The following is a 21,399-nucleotide window of genomic DNA, read 5'->3' as shown; positions in this document are numbered from 1 at the left end:
GCCGAGCCTGCTTTTTGAAATAATCCCGAAACCGAGTGTAGCACGCGTGAAAAAAAAGGAAATGAGCTTGAAACTGACCGCGGTCCTCCTGGGCCTCGCGATCCTTTCGCCGGCACGGGCGGCGGAGGAGCCGCCGACGTTGCGCGAAGCCGCCCGGCAGGCGGGGCTGGCGGGGGTGGAGGAGTACGTGCCCGCCCCGATCCTGGACGGGCTGACGCTGCCCGGCCCCGAGCAGTGGCGCCGCTTCTGGGACGGATTGACCGCCGCCCGCGAGGGCGGCAGCCTCGAGCCCCTGGCCTGGCTTCTGCCCGAGGCGCTCCGGGCCCTGGAAATCCTGGATGCGACCGAGGAGGGCCGACCCTACGCGGATTGGCTCCGCCAGAGGATCGATTACCTGGAACTGGCCCGCTACGTCTCCTATTACCTTCCGCCCGAGGGGGGGGGCGCCCCCTCCGCGAGCCCGCCCCCGGCTGAGGCCGCGCCCGGGATCGTTCCCCGGTCCCGGCCCGCTCCCCCGGTCGCCCCCGAAGTGGCGCGAGAACGGACCGAGGCCGTGAGCAGCTACCTGCTCTGGAAGGAACGCCTCGCCTCCCGCCCCGCCCCCGCCGCCGCCGCGGAACTGGTTCCGGGCCTGAAAAAGATTTTCGAGAGCGAGGGCCTGCCCCCGCAGCTGGTCTGGCTGGCGGAGGTGGAATCTTCGTTCAACCCCCGGGCGGTCAGCCCCACGGGGGCGAAGGGCCTCTATCAGTTCATGCCCGACACCGCCCTCAGGTTCGGCCTGCAGACGTCCCCGGACGACGAACGGTTCCTCCCGGCGAAAAGCGCCCGGGCCGCCGCCCGCTACCTCAAGCTCCTCTACGGGCGCTTCCGTTCCTGGCCCCTGGCTCTGGCGGCCTACAACGCGGGCGAGGGGAGGGTGGGGCGGGTCCTGCGCCGGGAAGGGGCGGCCACCTTCGAAGCCGCCGCCCCCCACCTCCCTATCGAGACCAGGATGTACGTTCCCAAGGTGCTGGCCACCGTCCACCGCCGGGAGGGGGTGGAACCGGAGGCGCTGGCCCCTCCCCGCTGAGCGCCGTTTCCGCTCCGGCGTTCAGGAGGCGCCCGCCAGGAAATCCCGGATCAGCCCGTCGAGGAGGAGGGGGTCGGTCGAGGCGTGGTCGAACCGGACGTAGAGCGGGACGGTCAGGCGCCCTTCCCCCCGGCTTCTCCGGCCGAAGTAGAAAACCGGCCGGCCCGAGTGCCTGACGTTGCGGAAGATCCCCAGCGAGGTGAAATCCAGGTACGGCAGGTTGCCGATGAAGACGGCGACGCTCCAGGTCTCTTCGTCCACCGGCGGGCAGGCTTCCGGCCGGGCGCGGGCCTCCTCGATCCGCCGATGCTGGACCCGGGCGAACTCCTCCCAGGGCATCAGCGCCGCCCCCTCGATGAGAATGTCCAGAAAGCGCCGGTCTCCGCTTCCCAAAACGGGGAAGAAAAGGGGAGGGGAGGGAAAGCGGTACCAGCTTCCCCCCAGGAACCGCAGGTTGAAGCAGGGGTGAAGCGCCAGCGCCCGCAGGAGCCTCCAGGTGAGGAAGGCGGTCAGGGTCCCCCCCTCGGCTTCCGCGCCCGCGCGGGCGTATTCTTCCTCCACCCGGGTGATGTCGAGGCGCACGGTGACTTCCATTTCGGGGTCCGACACCAGGTCCCGGTCGCGGAAATAGGACATGGCCCAGCGTTCGTAGGGGGTGACGTCTTCGGGCTTCAGCGGGACCCCGCCGTAGCGGCGGATCACGTCGTCGTCGGCGCTCATGGTCGTTCCTCCTCTTCCGCGTCCGCCGACGCCGCGGCGCCGGCGGCAAACTCTGTATTTCCGGACCCCGGCATGATAGCATTCCGCCGTGCTCGCGACCCTGATAATCAGCGACATCGCCATCCTCCCCCGGGCCCGGGTCGAGTTCGGGGAGGGGTTGAACGTCATCACCGGCGAAACCGGCGCCGGGAAGTCGATCCTGGTGGGGGCCCTGGGGCTGCTCCTGGGCGAGCGCGCCGACCGTCGGCTGATCCGGCGGGGCGCCGAGGAAGCCGCCGTCGAGGCCGTCTTTCAACTCGCCGACCCCGTTCCGGTTCAGCGCTACCTGGAGGAACGGGGCATGCCTCCCCCCGAAGGCGGGGCGCTGGTGATCCGCCGTTCGTTCTCGCGCTCAGGGAGCGGTAAAATTTTCGTCAACGATTCCCCGGCCACCCTTCAGACCCTGAAGGGGCTGGGGGACCTGCTGGTGGACCTGCACGGGCCCCACGAGCACCAGTCGCTCCTCAAGACCTCCTTCCAACTCGACATCCTCGATTCCTACGGGAACCTGGAGGACCCGCGGGCCCGCTACGCCGGGGTCTGGGAGGAGGTGAAGGAAACCCGGCGGGGGCTCCGGGACCTGGAGGGCGACGACCGCGAATTCGAGCGCCGCGCCGAGCTGCTCGAGTACGCGGTGGAGGAAATCGAAGCCGCGGCCTGCGGGGAGGAGTCGGAGGAAGACCTGGTGCGCGAGCACGGGGAAGTCGCCAACGCCCGCGCCATCATCGAATCCGCCTCGGCCCTGGTCGCCGCCCTCGGGGCCGAGGAGGGGGGGGCGTTCGAAAGCCTGACCGCGGCCCGGCGCCTGGTCGGAGACCTGGGGGCTTTCCTTCCCGAGGCTCCCCGGTGGCGGGAGGAAGTCGAGGATATCCTCATCCGGGTCCAGGAGTTGGCGGCGGAAGTGGAGCGGCGGACCGGGGAAATCTCCGCTTCGCCCGAGCGCGAAGCCGCGCTCGAGGATCGGATCGACGCCCTCCGGCGCTTGAAGCGCAAGTACGGCGGGAGCGTCGCCGAAGTTCTCGCCTACCTGGAAAACGCCCGGGCCGAACTGGAGGGCCTCCGCGGGCGCAACCAGACCATCGAGCGCCTGCGGGAGCGCCTGGCCCTCGCCCGGGAGCGGCTCGCCGCCGAGGGGCGGGCCCTGGGCCGGGACCGCCGCCGCGCCGCCGCCGATCTGGGGAAAGAAATCTCCGCCCACCTGCGCGACCTGGGCTTCTCCCACGCGGTCTTTCGGGTCGCCCTGGAAGACCGCGAGCCGTCCTCGACGGGGACGGACGCGATCGAGTTCCTCTTTTCGCCCAACGCCGGCGAAGACGTCCGCCCCCTGCGGGAGATCGCCTCCAGCGGGGAGATCTCCCGGGTGATGCTGGCGATCAAGGCGGTGTTGGGAGCCCACGACCGGATCCCGGTTCTGGTTTTCGACGAGATCGACGCCAACGTCGGGGGGGAGATGGGCAACGCCATCGGTTCCAAGCTTGCCGGTCTCGGCCGAAACCGGCAGGTCGTCTGCATCACCCACCTGCCGCACGTCGCCGCGTTCGCCGACGCTCAGTTCCGGGTGGTCAAAGAGGCCGCGGAGGGGAGGACCCGGGCCGAGATCTCCGAAGTGCGGGGAGAAGACCGGGCGGAGGAGGTGGCGCGGATGCTGGGAGGAAAAGACCTCACCAGCGTCGCCCTCCGCCACGCCCGGGAGCTGCTGGGGAAACGAAAGCCGCCCTCGGGGCGCCGGCGGCGGAACTGATCCCGAACTCCGAGGCCCCGCGCCGGGCGGACGGGGGTTGACGGTTTCCTTCGCCGCGGCTAGACTTTAGATAGGACTGACAAAGTGAAAATAAAACGTCGAAATCAAACCGGCTCCGGGCGCGGGGAGGAAACGCCGGGGCTTTCTCGGGCTCGATGATCCGGGAGCCGATATTCGTGGTTTTCGCCCGCGAGCCGGCTCCCGGGAGGGTAAAAAAGAAATTGGGGCGTGAAATCGGCTTCCGCGCCGCTGCCGCGCTCTACCGAGCGGTCCTGGGCGACATCGTGGGGTTGTTGGCCCGGCACAGCTTCCGTTTCATGATCGCCTGCACCGCCGATTCTTCCCGCGAATGGTTCGTCGATTGGCTCCCGGGCTGGATCGACGTCGTCTACCAGGAGGGGGAAAACCTGGGACGACGGATCGAGAATATGTTCGAGTATTGTTTCGGGAGGGGAGAGGAGCACGTCATGCTCCTCTCCTCGGACGTGCCCATGCTTTCGACCGGGATCCTGCTGGCGGCCTCGGAGTGGCTTCTGCGGGAGCGGGTGGTGTTGGGCCCCTCGCGGGACGGAGGCTATTATCTTCTGGGGCTGCCGGGGTCCCTGCCCGGCATATTTTCGGGGATCGACTGGAGGGGGCCGCGGATACTCGAAGAGACGCTGGAGCGGCTGCGCGACCGGGAATACTGGTTGCTCCCGGAGCTGTCGGGGATCCGCCGCCGCGGGGATATCGGCCGTCTCCGCGGCGAGATCGCGCGCAGCCTGGAATCGGGTGTCGGGTACCCGGTGGAGACGGCGGCGCTGCTGGAGACCATGCCCGAGAGCTGAACCGGGTCTTACTTACAGCCAGCGGCGCTTCTTGAAGTAGACCAGCATCGCCGCCACGATCCCCAGCATCACCAGCAGGACAGCGGGGTAGCCGAACTTCCACTGCAGTTCGGGCATGTAGCGGAAGTTCATCCCGTACACCCCGGCGATGAAGGTGAGGGGGATGAAGGTGGTGGCGATGACGGTGAGGACCTTCATCACTTCGTTCATGCGGTTGCTGAGGGTGGAGAGGTAGGTGTCCAGCAGCCCCGAGGCCATATCCCGAAACGTCTCCATGGCGTCCATGACCTGGACGCAGTGGTCGTAGACGTCCCGGAAGTAGAGTGCCGTGGCTTTCGTGATCAGGGGAGACTCCGCCCGTGCCAGGCCGCTGATCGTCTCCCGCAGGGGCCAGATGACCTTGCGCAGAAAGAGCATCTCCCGCTTGAGGTCGTGGATGCGCTGCATGGTCCGGGGCTCCGGCGCCGACAGAACCTCGTCCTCGAGGGTTTCGAGCCGGTCGCCCACTCCTTCCAGGACGACGAAGTAATTGTCGACGATGGCGTCGACCAGGGAGTAGGCAAGGTAGTCCGCTCCCATCTTCCTGATCTTGCCCTTGCCTTCCCGGATCCGGTTGCGGATGGGATCGAAGATGTCCCCCACCCGTTCCTGGAAGGAGAGAACCGTCCGCTCGCCGATGACGATGCTCACCTGCTCGGCCTCGATCCGGTGCCGGGCCCGGTCGTAGGTGAGCATCTTCATGACCGTGAACAGCCGGTTTTCGAAGTCCTCGGCCTTGGGCCGCTGTTCGGTGTTGGCGATGTCTTCGACCAGGAGGGGGTGGAGGGAGAAGACCGTTCCGATCCGTTCCAGGATATCGGTACGGTGGACGCCGTCGATGTTCAGCCAGGTGATGCCCGACCCGGGGGCCGGCATCGCCAGGTCGGCGAGGTCGGTGATTTCGCCTTCCCTGAACCCGTCCTCGGAGTAGGCGATGAAGGTGATCCGGACGGGCGACGACCCCAGGTTGCCCACGTAAAACGGGGTTCCCGGCGGCAGCCCGGCGGGCTTGATCCCTTTCTTCATGAATCGGGACATAACGTGCTCCGGGGGGGTGCCCCACACCCCCTTCGATCATTTTCAGGCACCGTCGGGGTACTGTCAAGACGGGAGTGGGCCGGGCGCGCTCGTTGGCGCGCCCGGCGGCGATAGGCTATATTGAAGGTACGGGAAACGCCGTGAAAACCGACAGCACAATCCGGGCGGTGACTGCGGCCGCGGCCCTGGCGGCCGCGGTTCTGTCGGGATGGGGCTGCGGCCGCGCCCGGGAGGAAGGAATGAACCGACTGACGCCGGAAGAAGAGAGGGTGATAGTCCACAAGGGGACCGAACGCCCCTTCAGCGGGGAGTTCCTCTACCACCGGGAGAAGGGCGTCTACGTCTGCCGCCGCTGCGGGGCGGAGCTGTTCCGTTCCGAGGACAAGTTTTCTTCCGGCTGCGGCTGGCCCGCTTTCGACGACGCCGTCTCCGGGGCGGTACGCGAACTTCCCGACCCCGACGGTCTGAGGGTCGAGATCGTCTGCGCCGCCTGCGGCGCCCACCTCGGCCATGTCTTCCGCGGCGAGGGGCTGACCGAGAAGGATACCCGCCACTGCGTCAATTCCGTCTCCCTGGATTTCCGCCCCGCCCCCCCGGAGCGCACCGAGCGGGCGATTTTCGCCGGCGGCTGTTTCTGGGGGGTGGAATACTACCTGGAGCAGGTCCCCGGGGTCGTTTCCGTCACCTCCGGGTACATCGGCGGCACGGTCGAGAACCCCGGCTACGAAGACGTCTGCCGCCGCGACACCGGCCACGCCGAAGCCGTCGAGGTCGTCTACGACCCGGCCCGGGTCGACTACGAGGCCCTGGCGCGAAGGTTCTTCGAGATCCACGATCCCACCCAGCTCGGCCGCCAGGGGCCCGACGTCGGAGACCAGTACCGTTCGGCGGTCTTCTACCTCGATTCCGACCAGAAAGCCGTCGCCGAGAAGTTGACGGGGAAGCTGAGGGAGAACGGGTACGACGTCGTGACCGAAATCGTTCCCGCCGGAACGTTTTACCCCGCCGAGAGCTACCACCAGGATTACTACCGCAAGCACGGGACCGCCCCTTACTGCCATCGGCCGGTCGCCCGGTTCGGCGGGGAAGCTTCCGGTCCGGCTCAGTAGTCGTAGTTCCAGTAGAGGTAGATGCCGTTGCTGAGGTCTCCCCCCACCCGGCTCTCCACGCTGAAATGCCTGGTCAGGTCGACTTCGACCGCCACCTTCCTGGTCTCGTCGCCGATCCCCGATTCCAGGTCGAGGTAGACGTTGTCGGTGAGGTATTTCCCCACCGCCAGGGTGGTCTCGGTTCCGGAACGGGTCCGGGACTCCCTCAGCTCCATGCGGTCCAGGCCGACCCGGTCCTGGATCTTGTCCATGACCCCGGGGCGGCCGCCGGTGCCGAGGCTGACCACGGCGGCGGCCAGATTGAGGGCCTGGAGGGGCGTGATTTCGCTCAGGTCCTTGCCGAAAAGGACCCGGGCCAGGATCTCGTCGCGGGCCAGCGGCGGGTCCGATTGCAGATCGAGGCGGATGTCGGGGTAGGTGCCGGAGACCGTGATCCTGGCGACGATGTCCGCGGCCTCGGCTTCGCCCTCGATCAGGATGACGGGGTTGGGAGGGCCGTTGAAGCCGAGCCGGCCCCGGACGATGGTGAAGCGCTTCCCCAGCAGGTCGAAGTACCCCCGAACCGTTTCCAGAACGCCGCTGACGGAAGGTTCCCCGCCCTCGCCCCTGACCCGCAGGGAGCCTTTCCACTCGGAATCGACGGCCCACCCCTTGACGAAGATTTTGCCCGGCATGCGCACCCGGATGTCCAGGGAGGGGTAGCCCGCGGAGCCGCTCGGCCTCGCCGGGGACGCCGCCCCTCCCGGACGGTTGATCTCGACCACCTCCAGTTCCGGGATCGACTCGGGCAGGCGCTCGGGCAGGGTCAGCCAGAGGGGGCCGAGTTCCAGGTCGCCGGCGACGGCCGGGGCCGCCGCCGTTCCCGAGACGTCGACGGTTCCGGAGACGGCCCCGGTCAGGTCGTCTTCCCGCAGGAGGGTGAACCGGGAAGCCTCGGCCCGCAGGGCCAGGGGGAAATCCGCGCCCGGATCGACCCCGACCCGGCCCCGGAGCTTGAAGGTCCCCCCCTGCCCGTCGCCGGCGCGCAGCTCGACGGCTGCCTCGCCGGCCTCGCCGAGCGTGACCTCGGCGGCGACGTTCCGGAAAGCGGTGCCGGTCAGGTCGTTGACGTAGGAACCGTCGGCGAGAACGGCTTTCCCCCGGAGCCGGGCGGAGCCGGCGCATCCCTCCAGAACGGCTTCGGCCCGCACGTCTCCGGCCAGGGCCTGCCCGTCGAAGAGGGGCAGGAGGTTGAGCGGCGCCAGGCTCCCGGCGGCTTCGAGGCGTCCGGCGACGGTTTCGCCGGAGAGCACCCGGACGCGGAAGGGGGCGAGCGAACAGTCGAGCGGCACGGAGAACTCCGCTCGGGCCTCTCCTCCCCCGGGACCCCGCGCCCGGGCCGTCCCCTGGAGCCGGCGCCGCTCCAGGCGCCCGGAAAATTCCAGGTTTCCTTCCCCCGCCGCGGTTTCGCCGTCCCCGCCGAAGCCGACGCCGTCGAGGCGCAGTTCCAAGTCGGCGTCCGGGTCCGCGGGCGCCCCGGAGAGGCGCCCGGCCAGGTCCGCCGTTCCCGAGACCGCCTCTCCCAGCCAGACGGAGCATGGGGCCAGGGGCAGCCGATCCCCCTGCAGTTCCGCGGACCAGCCGCGGGCCGACGCGGTTCCCCCGCCCCGGAGGCTCCCTCCGCCGCAGGCCAGTTCGAAGTCGCCGAAAGAGAAACCGTCGGGGTCGAAGGACCCCCGCCAGGGGCGTTTCAGGTCGAAGGGGTAGGGGCCCCAGGCGCCGCGGAGGTAGTCCAGCTCCAGTTCCCCGCGGCCGGCCCCGGGACGGGCGGCGCTCCCGGCGGCCTCCAGGAAAAACTTTTGCCGCGCCTCCCCCCGGGCCGAAACCCGGAACCGGGCCCCGTCCCCGGCCAGGGTCAGGTCGGCCCCCGCCGCCTCCAGGACGGTTTCACCGGCCTCGACCGTTTCCAGTCGCAGTTCGACCTTCCCTTCCGGGCCGCGGCCGAGGACGGAGAGGTCGGCGGTCAGGGCCAGACCGCGAGCCCGGACGCCGTCGGCGGCCAGGCCGCGGCCGAGGACGGAGAGCCGCAGGCGGGGGGCGCCGCCGGCGGTATCGATCCGGGCCCGCAGGCCGGCCTTTCCCGACAGGTCCGAGCCCAGCAGTTCCCCCCAGGGCGCCAGGTCTTCGATCCGCCCCGCCAGCCTTCCCTCGGCCGCTCCGGTTTCGAGGTCGAGGGCCAGGTTCCCGGTCAGCTCGCTCCCGGGCCCCCCCAGGCTCAGGCGATCGAGCCGCAGCGCCGCCCCGTCGCAGGAGAGGCCGGTCCGGAGCCCGATCCCGCCCGCACCGGTTTGGGCCCGGGCTTCGACGGTCCCCCGGAAGCTGCCGCCGACTTCATCGTTGCTCCCGGCCAGGACCAGGGCGATACCTTCCCCCAGCTCGGCCCGGAGGCGGACTTGCCAGGCCCGCGGCGGTCCCTTCCCCGCGAAGCTCAGGCGCGCCCCCTCCTCCCGGGGCCCGCCGGCCGCGGCCGCGAACGGGCCTCCGGCGGCTTCGAACGCCCGGATTCGGAGCGAGAAGCCGTCCCCGGGCGCGGCCGGCCCCCAGGCCGCCGCGATCCGGGCCCCCGCCGCCGGACTTTTGCGGGTCAGTTCGAGGTCGAGGCCGTCCCCCGCCAGCGCGGCGGAGAGGAGGTAGGCGCCGCCCCCGTCGGGGAGGAAGAGGCGGGGGATGGAGAGAGAGCGGACGTCGAGAAAGGAAAGGGATTCGAAAACTTCGGCCGCGGCGGCGACGATCTCCCCCGGCGGGGAGGGGGCGCCCCCCTCGTCCGCGCCGGCCCGGGGCGGGCGGCGCCAGCGCAGGGCTTCGATCCGGACCCGCGACAGCCCGACCCGGCCCCGCGCCAGGGCCGCCGGCGAGGCGGCGACGGAGATCCCTTCCGCTTCCAGCCAGGGGCCGCCTTCGTCGGAGAAGGAGAGGGTTTCCACGCTGAAGGCGAAGGGGACGAGCCCGCTCAGGCCCCCGATCTTCACCGGACCCCCCGTCTCCCGGCTCAGGTAGGCGCCCAGCTCCGACACGATCAGTTCCCGAGCCGCCGGGGTCTGGAGGAGCCCGAAGAGCAGGACGGGGGCGAGCGCGGCCGCCGCCGCCGCGGCTTTGCGCCTTCGGCTGCCGGGCCGCGCGCTCAAAACGCCTGCCCCAGGCTTATGTAGATTTGAAAGGCGTCGTCCACGCCTTTCCTCCGGTTGAGGGGGACCGCTCCGTCCAGCCGGAAGGGCCCCACGGGGCTGAAATAACGGACTCCCAGGCCGGCGCCCCAGAGCAGGCTCTGTTCGCCGAAGTCCGGGTAGGAGCGGGTGAAGGCGGTGCCCCCGTCCAGGAAGGCGACCGCCCCGAAAGCGGGAACGATCCTCCACCTCAGCTCCAGGTTGACTTCGGCCAGGGATTTGCCCCCCTCGGGCGTGTCGTCGGCGCTTAGCGGCCCCGCGCTCTGGTAGGCGTAGCCGCGCACCGACCCCCCCCCGCCGGCGTAGAAGCGTTCGTCGGCGGGTATGGAAAAAACACCGGGCCCGAGCGTGGCGCCCACCGCGGCCCGCGCCGCCGCCGTCAGGTCGGGAGCGGAGAAGATCCGCAGGTAGCGGTTGCAGCTGACCAGCCCCTGCAGGAACCTGGTCCCGGTGTCGACGGGATCGAGGTTGGGGGAGATCTGAAAGCGCAGGCGCCACCCGCGGTCGGCGTCGAGGAGATCGTTGGTGGTATCCCATTCCGCGTAGAGAGGCATCATGATCAAAAGATACCGGTCGGTCGTTCCCAGCTGCCTTACCCGCGCGGCCTTCGCTCCCGCTCCTCCCCCGACCAGGAAGGTGGGGCCGATGACCCGTTCCACGATGGCGGAGACCTCGACCCGGTCGCTGGTATAGGCGTCGGGCTCGTCGCGTCCGACTTCCGCGCCCAGGTTGAGGGTCTGGCGGCGGCGGAGGAAATCGGGGATCCGCAGCCAGCTCGCGGCGGCGTATTCGATCGGGGAGACCGCCGCGTCCAGGCCCAGGCGTTCTCCGGAGCCGAAGATGTTGCGGTCTTCCCAGGAAAACTTGGCCTCGGGCCCGATGTCGGTCCGGTAACCCGCGCCGATTTTGATCGTCCGGTGTTTCCTCTCCTGGACCTCGATCGTCACCGGCAGCCGCCCCTCGGCGTCGAGGCGGCGGGGGTAGCCGACCCGGACCAGGGAAAACAGTCCGGTTTCGACCAGTTCCTTTCTCAGCTCCTCCAGCGCTCGGGGATCGAACCGGTCGCCCTCCCGCCAGGAGATCTTCTCCAGGACGAACCGCTCCTCGACCGAGTCGATCCCGGCGACGGAAGCCGTCCCGAAGCGGGCCTCCGGACCCGGATCGAGCCGAAAGGACACGTTCATCAGGCCGGTGGCGTGGTCGACCGTCACCTCTTCGCCCGCGATTTCGGCCAGGGGGAACCCGCTCCGGGCGGCGCTTTCGAGCAGGCGCCGGCGGCCCTCGATCACCGCCGCGCTCCGGGCCGGGTCCCCCGGGATCAGGCCCAGCTCCCGGGGCGAAGGAAGTTGAAGCTCGGCGCCCGCCGCCTCGACCGCGATCTCTCCCAGCCGGAACCGCTTGCCGGTCCGGATCCGGAAGACCACCCGCAGGGGGCGCCGGGTCGGATCGATCTCGGAACCGATCCCGGCGGCGAAGTAGCCCTGGGCGCGCAGAACCTTCTGCAGCGTTTCCGCGTCGTTCTCCACCCGGCGCTTGAGCATCCCCAGGGTGAGGGGAGGGTGCCCGGTCCTCCCCGCCGTTTCCGAGGCCGCTTCCAGGGCGGCGGCCAGTTCCGGGTCGTCGACGCCCTTGAAGGCGACCGTGTAGTTCCAGGGAGCGGTTTTGCCCGCCCCGCTCGCCGCCGCCGCCGGGACCCACGCCGCCGCCGCCAGCAGGATCAGGAAACGGGCGGACATGGCTCCGGGACCGCGGCCGCGATTCTCCGCAACCCCTCGGAGAGGAGGGAACGGGGGCAGCCGAAATTGACGCGGAAGTACCCGGGGACGCCGAACCAGGAACCGTCCCAGACCTCGACCCCGAAGCCGCGCAGACGTTCGGCGGGGCGTTCCCACCCCCAGGCCCGGGCGTCGACCCAGGCCAGGTAGGTCGCCTGGGGGGGGATGCAGGCCAGGCCCGGTATCCGCTCCACCGCGGCGGCGACCAGGTCCCGGTTCCCCCGCAGGTAATCGAGCAGCTCTTCCCGCCACGGCCCCCCGTGCCGGTAGGCGGCCTCCATCGCCGCCAGGCCGAAGAGGCCGGGGTGGGGGACGATGCCCCGGACCGCGGCCAGGAAGCGCCGCCGCAGCTCGGGGTCGGGGACCACGGCCAGGGCGCAGCCGATCCCGGCCAGGTTGTAGGTTTTGCTGGGGGAAAGAAGGGTGACGGTGCGCTCGGCCACCTCGGGGCCGAGGGCGGCGATGGAAACGTGGGGCCGGTCCCTGTCCAGGATCAGGCCGCAGTGGATTTCGTCGGAACATATGAGCAGCCGCCGCCGCAGGCAGAACTCGGCCAGGGTTTCGAGTTCGGCCCGGTCCAGAACCCGGCCGGTGGGGTTGTGGGGGTTGCAGAGGAGGAAGAGGCCGGCACGGCCGGCGGCGGTTTCCAGGGCCTCCGGGTCGAAGATCCAGCGGCCCGCTTCCACCCGCATGGCGGCGGCCGCCGTCTCCCGGCCCATGGCCCCGGAAGCGGTGAGGAAGGGAGGGTAGACGGGAACGGCGGTGAGCACGGTCTCCCCCGGTTCCGTCAGGCGGCATACGGCGTGGAGAGCGCAGACCAGCCCGGGGAGGAAGACCAGCCAGTCGGGGGAGACGTCCCAGCCGGACCGCTCCCGCAGCTCCGCCCGCACCGCCTCCACCAGCCCGGGGCCGGGAACGGTGTACCCGAAGATCCCGTGGTCGACCCGGTCGCGCAGGGCCCGGCCGACGGCCGCCGGCGAGGCGAAATCCATGTCCGCCACCCCCAGGGGGACGACGTCGGCGCCGGAGCGGCACCGCCATTTTTCGCTCCCGGTCCCGCTCCGCTCGGGGACGGCGTCGAAATCCGGACGCTCCTTCATGGCCGCTAGTGTAACCGCGGACGGGGGTTCTGTCACCGCCCATGCCGGGGCGCCGTTTTGGGTAAGCCTTGCCCTTACCCGGAGTATGGCTTAGTATACCCGCACGGCCGCGACCTTCGGCCGCATCCGGAACCGTTCGGGCAAGGAGTAACGCAGATGAAATTCGACCGGCTCGACGCCGAGTGCGTCAATACCATTCGTTTCCTGGCGGTGGACGGGGTTCAGCAGGCCGACTCCGGCCACCCGGGGCTCCCCATGGGGGCCGCCCCCGCGGCCTACGTCCTCTGGGACCGCTTCCTCAAGTTCGATCCGGGGCGCCCGGACTGGTTCGACCGCGACCGGTTCGTCCTCTCCGCCGGACACGGCTCCATGCTGCTCTACTCCCTGCTGCACCTCTACGGATTTCCCCTCTCCCTGGACGAACTCAAGCGGTTCCGGCAGTGGGGGAGCCTGACCCCGGGGCATCCCGAGGCCTTTCACACCCCCGGTGTGGAGGCGACGACCGGCCCGCTGGGCCAGGGCTTGAGCAACGCCGTGGGCATGGCCGCGGCCGAAGCGCATCTGGCCGCCCGCTTCAACCGCCCCGGCCACGCCGTCGTCGACCACTACACCTACGTCCTGGCCGGCGACGGCGACCTCATGGAGGGGGTGACGGCGGAAGCCTGCTCCCTGGCCGGGCACCTGAAGCTGGGCAAGCTGATCGTCCTCTACGACGACAACCTCATCTCCCTGGCGGGGACGACCTCGCTCTCCTTCTCCGAAAACGTCCCGGAACGCTTCCGGGCCTACGGCTGGCAGACCCTCTCGGTGGAAGACGGCAACGACCTGGACGCGCTCGCCGCGGCGCTGGAGGAAGCCCGCTCCGACGGCGGCCGCCCCTCCCTGATCTCGATCCGGACCCAGATCGGCTACGGCTCTCCCGCCAAGCAGGACAGCTACAAGGCCCACGGGTCACCCCTGGGCCCGGAGGAGGTGGCCGCGGCCAAGCGGAACCTGGGCTGGCCCGAGGAGCCGGCTTTCTACGTCCCCCCCGAGGCCGGGGAACGCTTTCTCGGCGCCCGGGAACGCGGGTCGGCCGCTTCCTCCCGATGGGACGAGGCCCTGGAGGCGTACGCGCGGGAGTTCCCGGCCGCGGCCGCGGAACTGCGCCGGAGGATGGCGGGCGAACTCCCGGAGGGCTGGGAAGAGGCGATCCCGTCGTTTTCCGAAAGCCTACCCACCCGCAAGGCCGGCGGCGCGGTCCTCCAGGCCCTGGGGGAAGCGGTCCCGGAACTGGTGGGCGGATCGGCCGACCTCAACCCCTCGACCCTGACCGAACTGGCCGGCGCCGGAGATTTCGAGGCCCCGGAACGCCCCCGCCGCCTGCAGGGAGCGGCCGGGGGGGTGTGGGGCTACGCCGGCCGCAACGTCCACTTCGGCGTCCGCGAGCACGCCATGGGGTCGATCGGGGTGGGGATGGCTTTGCACGGCGGCGTCATCCCCTTCGTCTCCACCTTCCTGGTCTTCGCCGACTACATGCGGCCGCCCCTGCGGCTGGCGGCGCTCACCGGCTTGCGGGTGATCCACGTCTTCACCCACGACAGCATCGCCCTGGGGGAGGACGGCCCCACCCACCAGCCGGTCGAGCAGATCATGAACCTGCGCGCCGTCCCCAACATGACCGTCATCCGTCCCGCCGACGCCAACGAGGCCGCGGCCGCCTGGCGCGCGGCGCTGCGGCACCGCGCCGGACCGGTGGTCCTGGTTTTCTCCCGCCAGAAACTCCGGCTCCTGGACCGGAAGAAATACGCTCCCGCCGAGGAACTGGAGCGGGGCGCCTACGTCCTCTGGCAGTCGAAGGAGGGCGACCCCGACCTGGTCATGATCGCCACCGGCTCGGAAGTGGCTCCGACCCTCGATGCCGGGGCCCTGCTCGCCGCCGACGGGATCGGCGTCCGGGTGGTTTCGATGCCGTGCTGGGAGCTCTTCGAGGCCCAGCCGCGCGAATACCGGGACCGGGTGCTCCCCCCCGGCGTCGCCGCCCGGGTTTCGGTGGAAGCCGGCGTGACCCTGGGCTGGCAGCGCTACGTGGGGCTGAAGGGCCGGGCCATCGGGATCGACCGGTTCGGGGCCAGCGCCCCGGCGTCGATCCTCCTCGAGGAGTTCGGGTTCACCCCGGAACGCATCGCCGCCGCGGCCCGGGAACTGCTGGGGCGCTAGCGGGGTCCCGGGGCCGGGGGAAGGCGCGATGTCGTTCCGGGAACAGGCCGCGGCTCGTATCAAGATCTGGCTGACGCACGCCGCCCTGGCCGTGGTCGGGGGGGCCGGGTTCTTCTTCTTCCGGGGGCCGTTCAATTTCACCCGGGTCCTGGGGAGGAAGAACGTGCCCCGGCAGGGCCACAACGTCCTCTTCGTCTCCAACCACGTTTCCATGTACGACTCGGTTCTCATCGCCGTCTGCGCCTACTTCCCGGCGGTGATCTTTCACCCCTCCCGGCCCCCCTTCAATTTCGCCGCCGAGGAAAATTTCTTCTTCACCTGGTACGCGCGCGTCCTCTTCAAGCTCCTGCGCACGGTCCCGGTCAAGCGCGGCCGGCGCGACCCTTTCCTCATGCGCAAGTACATCAACTTCCTGGAGAAGAACAACATCCTCATCTTCTACCAGGGGGGGCGGAGCTACGACCTGGGGAAGATCAAGTCCGGCCCCGCCTTCGTCATCGCCGAGGCGGAGACGCCCCCGATCGTCATCCCCATCTACCACCGGGGGATGGAGCGGATCTTCCCCCGTGGCGGCCCCGGCACCAACGGCCCGGCGCGCTGGATCCCGATGCGGCTTTTCCGGCGCCCCGTCATCTATTACGGGAAGCCCGTCGATTTCAGCGACCTGCGCGCCCTCGAGGACAAGCGGGAGAAGATCGCGCTCGTCAACCGGCGCATCGTGGAGACGATCGAAGCGCTGGCCGCGTCCGTGACCGAGCGGCTCGGGCCCCGGGGATGAACGGCCTTCCTCTCGCCGAGAGCCCCGACACGGTCCGGGAGCGCCTGCGCATGGTCGAGCTGATCGAGCGCCGGGGGGTGGCGGACCCGGCCGTGCTCGCGGCCATGCGCCGGGTCCCGCGGCACCTCTTCATCCCCGAGCCCTTCCTCCGCGGGGCCGACCCCTACGGGGACCATCCCGCCCCCATCGGCCGCGGCCAGACCATCTCCCAGCCCTACATGGTGGCCTACATGTCCGCGGTCCTGGAACTGCGCCCGGGGGAAAAGGTCCTCGAGGTCGGGACCGGCTCGGGGTACCAGGCCGCCGTCCTGGCCGAACTGGGTGCGGAGGTCTTCACCCTGGAAGTGGTGCCGGAGCTGGCCGCCCACGCCCGGCGGGCCCTGGATCGGGCCGGCTACGGACGCGTCCGGGTCCGGACCGGCAACGGCTGCCGGGGATGGGAGGAGGAAGCCCCCTTCGACGCCGTCCTCGCCGCCTGCGCCCCGGAGCGGATTCCCCCCGCCCTGGGCGGGCAGCTCCGGGAGGGGGGAAGGATGGCGATCCCGGTGGGGTCGCCCGCCGGGGAGCTGCTTTTCTGCCGCCGCCGCGGCGGCCGGCTCGAATGCCGCCGGGAGTTCGGGGTGGTGTTCGTGCCCATGGTCGACACCGAACCGCCGGGGGCCTGAGCGTGGCCGGTCCGGGCCCGAACCGCGCCGCTCTCCGCCCCGGGGCCGTGAAAACGGTCCCCCCCCGCCAAGCCGTCCCCGCCCGGGACCGCTGGGACCTGACCGCCGTTTTCGCCTCCGCCGGGGACTGGGAGAAACTCTACCGCGAACTCGAAGGCCGGCTGCCGGGCTACGCGGAGATCCGGGGGAAGGCGGGGGAGTCGGCCGCGGCCCTGCGCCGGTCGCTCGATTTCGACCTGGCGGCGAACCGCGACCTGGAACGGCTCTACCTCTACGCCCATCTCCGCGCCGACGAGGACCTGGGCGACCAGGAAGCCCAGGGCCGGCTGCAGCGGATCGTCTCCCTCCACGCCCGGTTGGGGGAAGCCTCGGGGTTCCTGGTCCCCGAGATCCAGGCCGTGCCCCCGGAGCGGATGAGGGAGTTCGCCTCCGACCCCGCCCTGGAGGGGTGCGGGTTCCTCCTGGAGAAGATCCTGCGCTGGGGGCCCCACACCCGTTCGGCCGAGGTGGAGGAGGTCCTGGCGGCCTCCGGGCCCGCCGTGGGCGCCGTCGGCGACGCCTTCCGCCAGTTGACCGACGCCGATTTCCGTTTCGGGACCGTGCGCGACCGCCGCGGCGAAAAGGCGGAACTCAGTCACGGGAACTTCCAGCGCTTCCTCCTCTCCCCGTCGCGCCGGGTGCGCGCCGCCGCTTACCGCGCCTACTACCGGGAGTTTTCCCGCCACCGCCACGGCCTGGCGGCGATGCTGGCCGGGTCCGTCCGGGGGGACCACTTTTACGCCCGCGCCCGCGGGTTCTCTTCCTGCCGCGCCGCCGCCCTCTTCGGGGATGCCGTGGGCGAGGAGGTCTACGACGGCCTGGTCGAGGGGGTCAGGGGCGGCCTCCCCCACCTCTTCGACTACCTGCGCTTCCGCCGCCGCCGCCTGGGGCTGAGGAAGCTGCGCCCCTGGGACGTCTCCTGCCCGCTGGCCGGACGCGCCGACTTCCACATGGAGTACGAGGAAGCGGTTTCGGTCTGCCTGGAGGCACTGGCCCCCCTGGGGGAGGAGTACGTCGAGGTCCTGGGGCGGGGCCTGCGGGAAGGGTGGGTCGACCGCTACGAGAACCGGGGGAAGCGCAGCGGCGCCTATTCCTCCTCCTGCTTCGACGCCCACCCCTACATCCTCCTCAACTACGACCCCGGCAGCCCCGCCGGGGTCTACACCCTGGCCCACGAGGCCGGCCACGCCATGCACAGCTGGTTTTCCAACCGGGCCCAGCCCTACCGCTACCACGCCTACCGGATCTTCGTCGCCGAGGTGGCCTCGACCTGCAACGAGCTCCTGCTCAGCCGGCTGCTGCTGCGGCGCCGGCGGGACGATCCCGCCATGCGCTTCTTCATCCTCAACCGCGACGTCGACAACTTCCGCGCCACCCTCTACCGCCAGACCATGTTCGCCGAGTTCGAGCTTGCCCTCCACCGCGCCGCCGAGGAGTACCGCCCTCTCACCCTGGAGGTCATGCTCGAAGCCTACCGCGGCCTGCTCGCCGACTACTGGGGCGGGGAGATGGAGATCGACGGGCTGCTCCCCCTGGAGTGCCTGCGCATCCCCCACTTTTACTCGGCTTTTTACGTCTACCAGTACGCCACCGGCCTCGCTGCCGCCTCCGACCTCGCCTCCCGCCTGTCCGACGGCGACCGGGGCGCCGCCGAGGCCTACGTCGGTTTCCTCTCCCTGGGGGGGAGCCGGCACCCCCTGGACGCGCTGCGGGCGGCGGGGGTGGACATGGCCTCCCCGGAACCGGTGGCCGCGGCCGTCGCCGCTTTCGCCGGGATGGTCCGGGACCTGGAGAAGACGGGGGAGGAGACCGGAGCCGGGATTAGAGCCGGATGATCTCCGCCTGGGGCGGATTCTGCGTGGGCCGGAGCCGGGCGATCGACGGGTGCTCCCCCCGGGGCCGGACGGGGCTCCCCGGGTTGAGGTAGAGGACCCCGTCTTTATATTCGGAGCCGGACCGGTGGGTGTGGCCGTGGACCACGACCGCCGTGCCCGGGGGCGGGTCGGGCATCCCCGCCAGGTCGTGCACGAGCAGGATCCGCCGGCCCCCCGCCGTCACGCACCGGGACAGGGGCATCTCCCAGGCCCAGGCGCCCCGGTCGCTGTTCCCGGGAACGGCGACCACCGGGGCCAGCGCTTCCAGCTCCGCGATCACCTTGGGGTGGCCGATGTCGCCGGCGTGGAGGATGAGGTCGACGCCCCGGAAATGCTCGAAGACCCACCGGGGAAGGCGCCCGTGGGTGTCGGAGATCACCCCCACCAGGGGATTGCCTGTCGCCGCGCCGCCGTTCATGCTAGCATGATGCCAAACCTTGAAGCCGCCGACGATGATATATTTCGCCACCGCCAACCGGGGAAAATACGAAACCGTCTCCGCCGTCCTGGCCGAGGCCGGGGTCGAGGCGGAGCGGGTCGACCTGGAACTGGCCGAGCCCCGCTCCACCGACGTGGCCGCGGTGGCCTCGGCCAAGGTCCTGGAAGCCTGGGAGAAGCTGCGCCGGCCCTGCATCTGCGTGGATTCTGGGTTCTTCATCCCCGCCCTGGGCGGGTTCCCCGCCGCCTACGTCAACTTCGTCCTGGGAACGATCGGGACGGCCGGGATCATGCGCCTCCTGGAAGGGAAACCCCGGGCCTGCGAGTTCCGCAACGGCCTGGCCTACTTCGACGGGGACCGGGAAGCCCCCCTCGTCTTCGTCTCGCCGGTCCCGGGCCGGGCGGCGGAGGCACCGGCCCCGGACCTCCCCGACCGGGCCTGGTCGGACCTCTACCGGATCTTCATCCCCGACGGGGAGACCCTCACCCTGGCGGCGATGAGCGGTGACGGATACCGGCGCTGGAGCCGGAAGATCAACCGGGACTCCTGCTTCGCCCGCTTCGCCGCCTGGCTGACCGGCGCCTCCGGAGGGGAGCGATGAACGCCCGGGAACTCGAACGGCGCTCCTCGGCGGTCACCCTCTCCGACATGGAGATCTTCATCTTCCCCGAGTTGATGTACGGGCTGGTCCTGGCCGATATCCTTTCCCCCCGGATCTGGGCCTGGCGCGGCCACCCCTGGTTCGACGGGGTGGAGCGGATGAAGCCTTACCGGCGCATCACCCGGCTCAAGCAGTTCATCATGGACCACTACGTCTTCAACCTCGATCTGGAGACCTGGGGGCTGACGACCAAGGAGCGGGAGCTGGAGCGGTTCCGGGAGTTCATCGACGAGGCCACCCTGGCCCAGTCCAACGCCCTTTTCGGCTACGAGGGGGACAAGTACTACTTCGACATCGACATCCGCACCCACTTCGGCCTGGACAAGTACACCAGCGAGACCATCCCCTACTGGAAGACGGAGACGGTCGAGGCCATGGACGCCTTCAAGTTCAAGCCCGGCTACCGCAGCGGGGCGGGGGAGTGCGTCTCCCTGGCCGCCCTCTACGCCGCCGCCCTCTTCGTCGTGGCCCGGATCCCCCTGGAGGACATCTACCTGCTGGCCACGCCGTTGCATTCGCAGAACTTCGTCGACGTCGACGACGGCATCCTCACCAACAACCGGCGGCTGGTGACCAAGAAGATGTGGTTCAACGGCACCGCGCTCTCCGACCAGGCCCGCCGGGCCCTGGAGAACGAACGGGTGACCGTGGTCGCCCACGCCAGCGGCTGGATCCACGGCGTCTACCCCCGGGCCACCATCGACCCCGCCCGCTACGCCCGGTTCCGGGAGCGCCTGGAGTCGTACCTGCGCAGCCCGCTGGACACCGAGATGCTGGGGAGTTTCCTGCGCCACCGCCGCGACCTCCAGCACTGTTTCCAGTACCGCTGCCTCATCCACGGCTCCCCCCGGTACATTCCCCTGGAGCGGGTCTTCGCCTACGAGGAAGGGTCCCCCTACCTCCTCACCGACCGGACCCGGGAGAAGCTCCTGGACGAGATCGACCGGGAGGAGTTCCAGCCCGCGCCCCTCTCCAGCCGGGCCGTTTTCAACGACCTCGAGGACTACATCCGCGAAAAGCCGGTCGACGCCGGCGACCCCGCCGTCCGCGCCGGGCTCATGGACCGCTTCGCCTCCGACTGCCTCAACGCCCGTGAGGCCCTGCGCGGCCTCTTCGCCTTTTGTCACACCGAGCCGCGCCTCCCCGACGCCTCCGCCCGGACCTTTTCCGCCCCCGAGGCCCCTCTCAACCTCTGCCCGGAGATGGACCGCGCCGAGGTGGAGGAGCGCCTGGAGTCGATCCGGGACACCAACCTGCTCGCCGAAACCGCCTTCTGGGCCTACCGGGACCTGGGCCGGGTCGACCCCCGCCCCTTCCTCTACGCCGCCCTCACCCGCAACCCCGTGGGGCCGGCCGCCCTGGAGGGGAAAAGCCCGGAAGAAGCCTACGGCCTGATCTCGGGGCTGGAGAACGAGTCGATCTACGACGGCCCCCGCCGCCTGGCCCAGCCCGACGAGGTCTGGAACTACGGGCGCGGGGAAGGGGTGGAGAAGGCGCTGCTCATGGCCGCGTTCCTCAGGAACCGGGAAGGGGAGGGGCCGCGGGTCCTGAGCCTGGAGGGGGAGAAGGCGGTGCTTCGTTACGGAGGAAGCTCGTGGACGTTCTCCGGGACCAAGGGGCTGGCCCCGGCGGAATGGGAGCTACCGTGGTAGGGCCCCGGGGGTGTCCTGAACCCAGACGATCTCCCAGAGGCCGTCCTCGCGCATGCGGATGATCCGGTGGCTGTCGTAGTGGGGGTCGTAGGTCTTGTAGTCGGCCAGGGTGATTACCTCGACCGGCCACCCCTGTTCGGCCCCGGTCAGATAGTAGGGGCAGAACATCACCGAGTGCTGTTCCGCCCGCTCGCCCAGAGCCGCGCCCGCGGCCCGGTACATCTCGCTGCGGGAGGGCACGGTGTTGCACCCCGCGGCGGCCAGGAGCGCCGCCAGCGCCGTTGCCGGTACGATCGCTTTCATCTCACCCCGTGGTTCCGGTTGTAGCTAACATAGCTTCAGGGGCCCTCTTCGGTCAAGGATGGATTTCGGGAAGAGAGGGTTCGGGGGGGGGAAAGAGCAAAGGGCATAGAGCATGGAGCATAGGGTAAG

17 protein-coding genes are annotated in these 21,399 nt (G+C 70.2%); 10 read left to right on the top strand and 7 right to left on the bottom strand.

Annotated elements, in window-relative coordinates; genetic code table 11:
* Window positions 1–67 precede the first annotated feature (67 nt).
* Complete coding sequence (locus tag PLZ73_09035) at window positions 68–1,069, top strand: lytic transglycosylase domain-containing protein (protein ID HOO78019.1); 1,002 nt, start codon at window positions 68–70, stop codon at window positions 1,067–1,069.
* Between the two features lie 21 nt (window positions 1,070–1,090).
* Here PLZ73_09035 and PLZ73_09030 read toward each other — a convergent pair whose 3' ends face one another.
* Window positions 1,091–1,789 carry a hypothetical protein gene (locus PLZ73_09030; protein HOO78018.1) on the bottom strand — a complete coding sequence of 233 codons (699 nt, stop codon included), beginning with the start codon at window positions 1,787–1,789 and terminating at the stop codon, window positions 1,091–1,093.
* An 88-nt stretch (window positions 1,790–1,877) separates the two neighbouring features.
* On the opposite strand from PLZ73_09030, the gene recN reads away from it, so the two are divergent.
* Both recN and PLZ73_09020 read left to right on the top strand, forming a co-directional pair.
* Window positions 1,878–3,569 carry a DNA repair protein RecN gene (gene recN / locus PLZ73_09025; GenBank protein ID HOO78017.1) on the top strand — a complete coding sequence of 564 codons (1,692 nt, stop codon included), beginning with the start codon at window positions 1,878–1,880 and terminating at the stop codon, window positions 3,567–3,569.
* A 176-nt stretch (window positions 3,570–3,745) separates the two neighbouring features.
* Window positions 3,746–4,396 carry a TIGR04282 family arsenosugar biosynthesis glycosyltransferase gene (locus PLZ73_09020; protein ID HOO78016.1) on the top strand — a complete coding sequence of 217 codons (651 nt, stop codon included), beginning with the start codon at window positions 3,746–3,748 and terminating at the stop codon, window positions 4,394–4,396.
* Between the two features lie 12 nt (window positions 4,397–4,408).
* Here PLZ73_09020 and corA read toward each other — a convergent pair whose 3' ends face one another.
* Window positions 4,409–5,473, bottom strand: a complete 1,065-nt coding sequence (gene corA, locus PLZ73_09015) for a magnesium/cobalt transporter CorA (GenBank protein ID HOO78015.1) — start codon at window positions 5,471–5,473, stop codon at window positions 4,409–4,411.
* 239 nt (window positions 5,474–5,712) lie between these two features.
* Between corA and PLZ73_09010 the strand changes: the two genes are divergently transcribed.
* The gene (locus tag PLZ73_09010; GenBank protein HOO78014.1) at window positions 5,713–6,582 is read left to right on the top strand and encodes a bifunctional methionine sulfoxide reductase B/A protein; all 870 of its coding nucleotides are present in this window, start codon (window positions 5,713–5,715) and stop codon (window positions 6,580–6,582) included.
* Here PLZ73_09010 and PLZ73_09005 read toward each other — a convergent pair.
* Genes PLZ73_09005 through PLZ73_08995 form a run of 3 tightly spaced genes read right to left on the bottom strand, consistent with a single transcriptional unit; the run spans window position 6,576 to window position 12,660 of the window.
* A complete protein-coding gene (locus PLZ73_09005; GenBank protein ID HOO78013.1) occupies window positions 6,576–9,746 on the bottom strand; it encodes a translocation/assembly module TamB domain-containing protein in 3,171 nt (1,056 codons plus the stop codon). The genes PLZ73_09010 and PLZ73_09005 overlap by 7 nt on opposite strands.
* On the bottom strand, window positions 9,743–11,521 hold the full coding sequence (locus PLZ73_09000; protein ID HOO78012.1) for a BamA/TamA family outer membrane protein: 1,779 nt from the start codon (window positions 11,519–11,521) through the stop codon (window positions 9,743–9,745). The genes PLZ73_09005 and PLZ73_09000 overlap by 4 nt, the downstream gene beginning before the upstream one ends.
* Entirely contained in the window at window positions 11,503–12,660 is a 1,158-nt protein-coding gene (locus PLZ73_08995; protein HOO78011.1) for a PatB family C-S lyase, read from the bottom strand. Before PLZ73_08995 ends, PLZ73_09000 begins: the two co-directional genes overlap by 19 nt.
* Before the next feature lie 156 nt (window positions 12,661–12,816).
* On the opposite strand from PLZ73_08995, the gene tkt reads away from it, so the two are divergent.
* From tkt to pepF, 4 genes are read left to right on the top strand one after another with little or no spacing between them, the layout of a single operon-like run.
* Window positions 12,817–14,859, top strand: a complete 2,043-nt coding sequence (gene tkt / locus PLZ73_08990; GenBank protein ID HOO78010.1) for a transketolase — start codon at window positions 12,817–12,819, stop codon at window positions 14,857–14,859.
* Between the two features lie 28 nt (window positions 14,860–14,887).
* Window positions 14,888–15,637 carry a lysophospholipid acyltransferase family protein gene (locus tag PLZ73_08985; GenBank protein ID HOO78009.1) on the top strand — a complete coding sequence of 250 codons (750 nt, stop codon included), beginning with the start codon at window positions 14,888–14,890 and terminating at the stop codon, window positions 15,635–15,637.
* Window positions 15,634–16,302: a protein-L-isoaspartate(D-aspartate) O-methyltransferase gene (locus tag PLZ73_08980; GenBank protein HOO78008.1), complete on the top strand. Its 669-nt coding sequence runs from the start codon at window positions 15,634–15,636 to the stop codon at window positions 16,300–16,302. Before PLZ73_08985 ends, PLZ73_08980 begins: the two co-directional genes overlap by 4 nt.
* Before the next feature lie 47 nt (window positions 16,303–16,349).
* Window positions 16,350–18,176, top strand: coding sequence for an oligoendopeptidase F (gene pepF / locus PLZ73_08975; protein ID HOO78007.1), 1,827 nt, complete (start codon window positions 16,350–16,352; stop codon window positions 18,174–18,176).
* Here the strand turns inward: pepF and PLZ73_08970 are convergent.
* Window positions 18,163–18,633, bottom strand: coding sequence for a metallophosphoesterase family protein (locus PLZ73_08970; GenBank protein HOO78006.1), 471 nt, complete (start codon window positions 18,631–18,633; stop codon window positions 18,163–18,165). The two genes, pepF and PLZ73_08970, sit on opposite strands and share 14 nt — an antisense overlap.
* A 19-nt stretch (window positions 18,634–18,652) precedes the next feature.
* Between PLZ73_08970 and PLZ73_08965 the strand changes: the two genes are divergently transcribed.
* Both PLZ73_08965 and PLZ73_08960 read left to right on the top strand, forming a co-directional pair.
* Entirely contained in the window at window positions 18,653–19,255 is a 603-nt protein-coding gene (locus PLZ73_08965) for a non-canonical purine NTP pyrophosphatase (GenBank protein ID HOO78005.1), read from the top strand.
* Window positions 19,252–20,967, top strand: a complete 1,716-nt coding sequence (locus PLZ73_08960) for a hypothetical protein (protein ID HOO78004.1) — start codon at window positions 19,252–19,254, stop codon at window positions 20,965–20,967. The genes PLZ73_08965 and PLZ73_08960 overlap by 4 nt, the downstream gene beginning before the upstream one ends.
* On the opposite strand, the gene PLZ73_08955 is transcribed toward PLZ73_08960, so the two are convergent.
* Window positions 20,956–21,270 carry a hypothetical protein gene (locus PLZ73_08955; GenBank protein ID HOO78003.1) on the bottom strand — a complete coding sequence of 105 codons (315 nt, stop codon included), beginning with the start codon at window positions 21,268–21,270 and terminating at the stop codon, window positions 20,956–20,958. The two genes, PLZ73_08960 and PLZ73_08955, sit on opposite strands and share 12 nt — an antisense overlap.
* Window positions 21,271–21,399 lie beyond the last annotated feature (129 nt).

This window comes from bacterium (assembly GCA_035380285.1).
Lineage (GTDB): Bacteria > Auribacterota > Erginobacteria > Erginobacterales > DAOSXE01 > DAOSXE01.
This window is presented reverse-complemented; position numbering and strand designations above follow the sequence as displayed.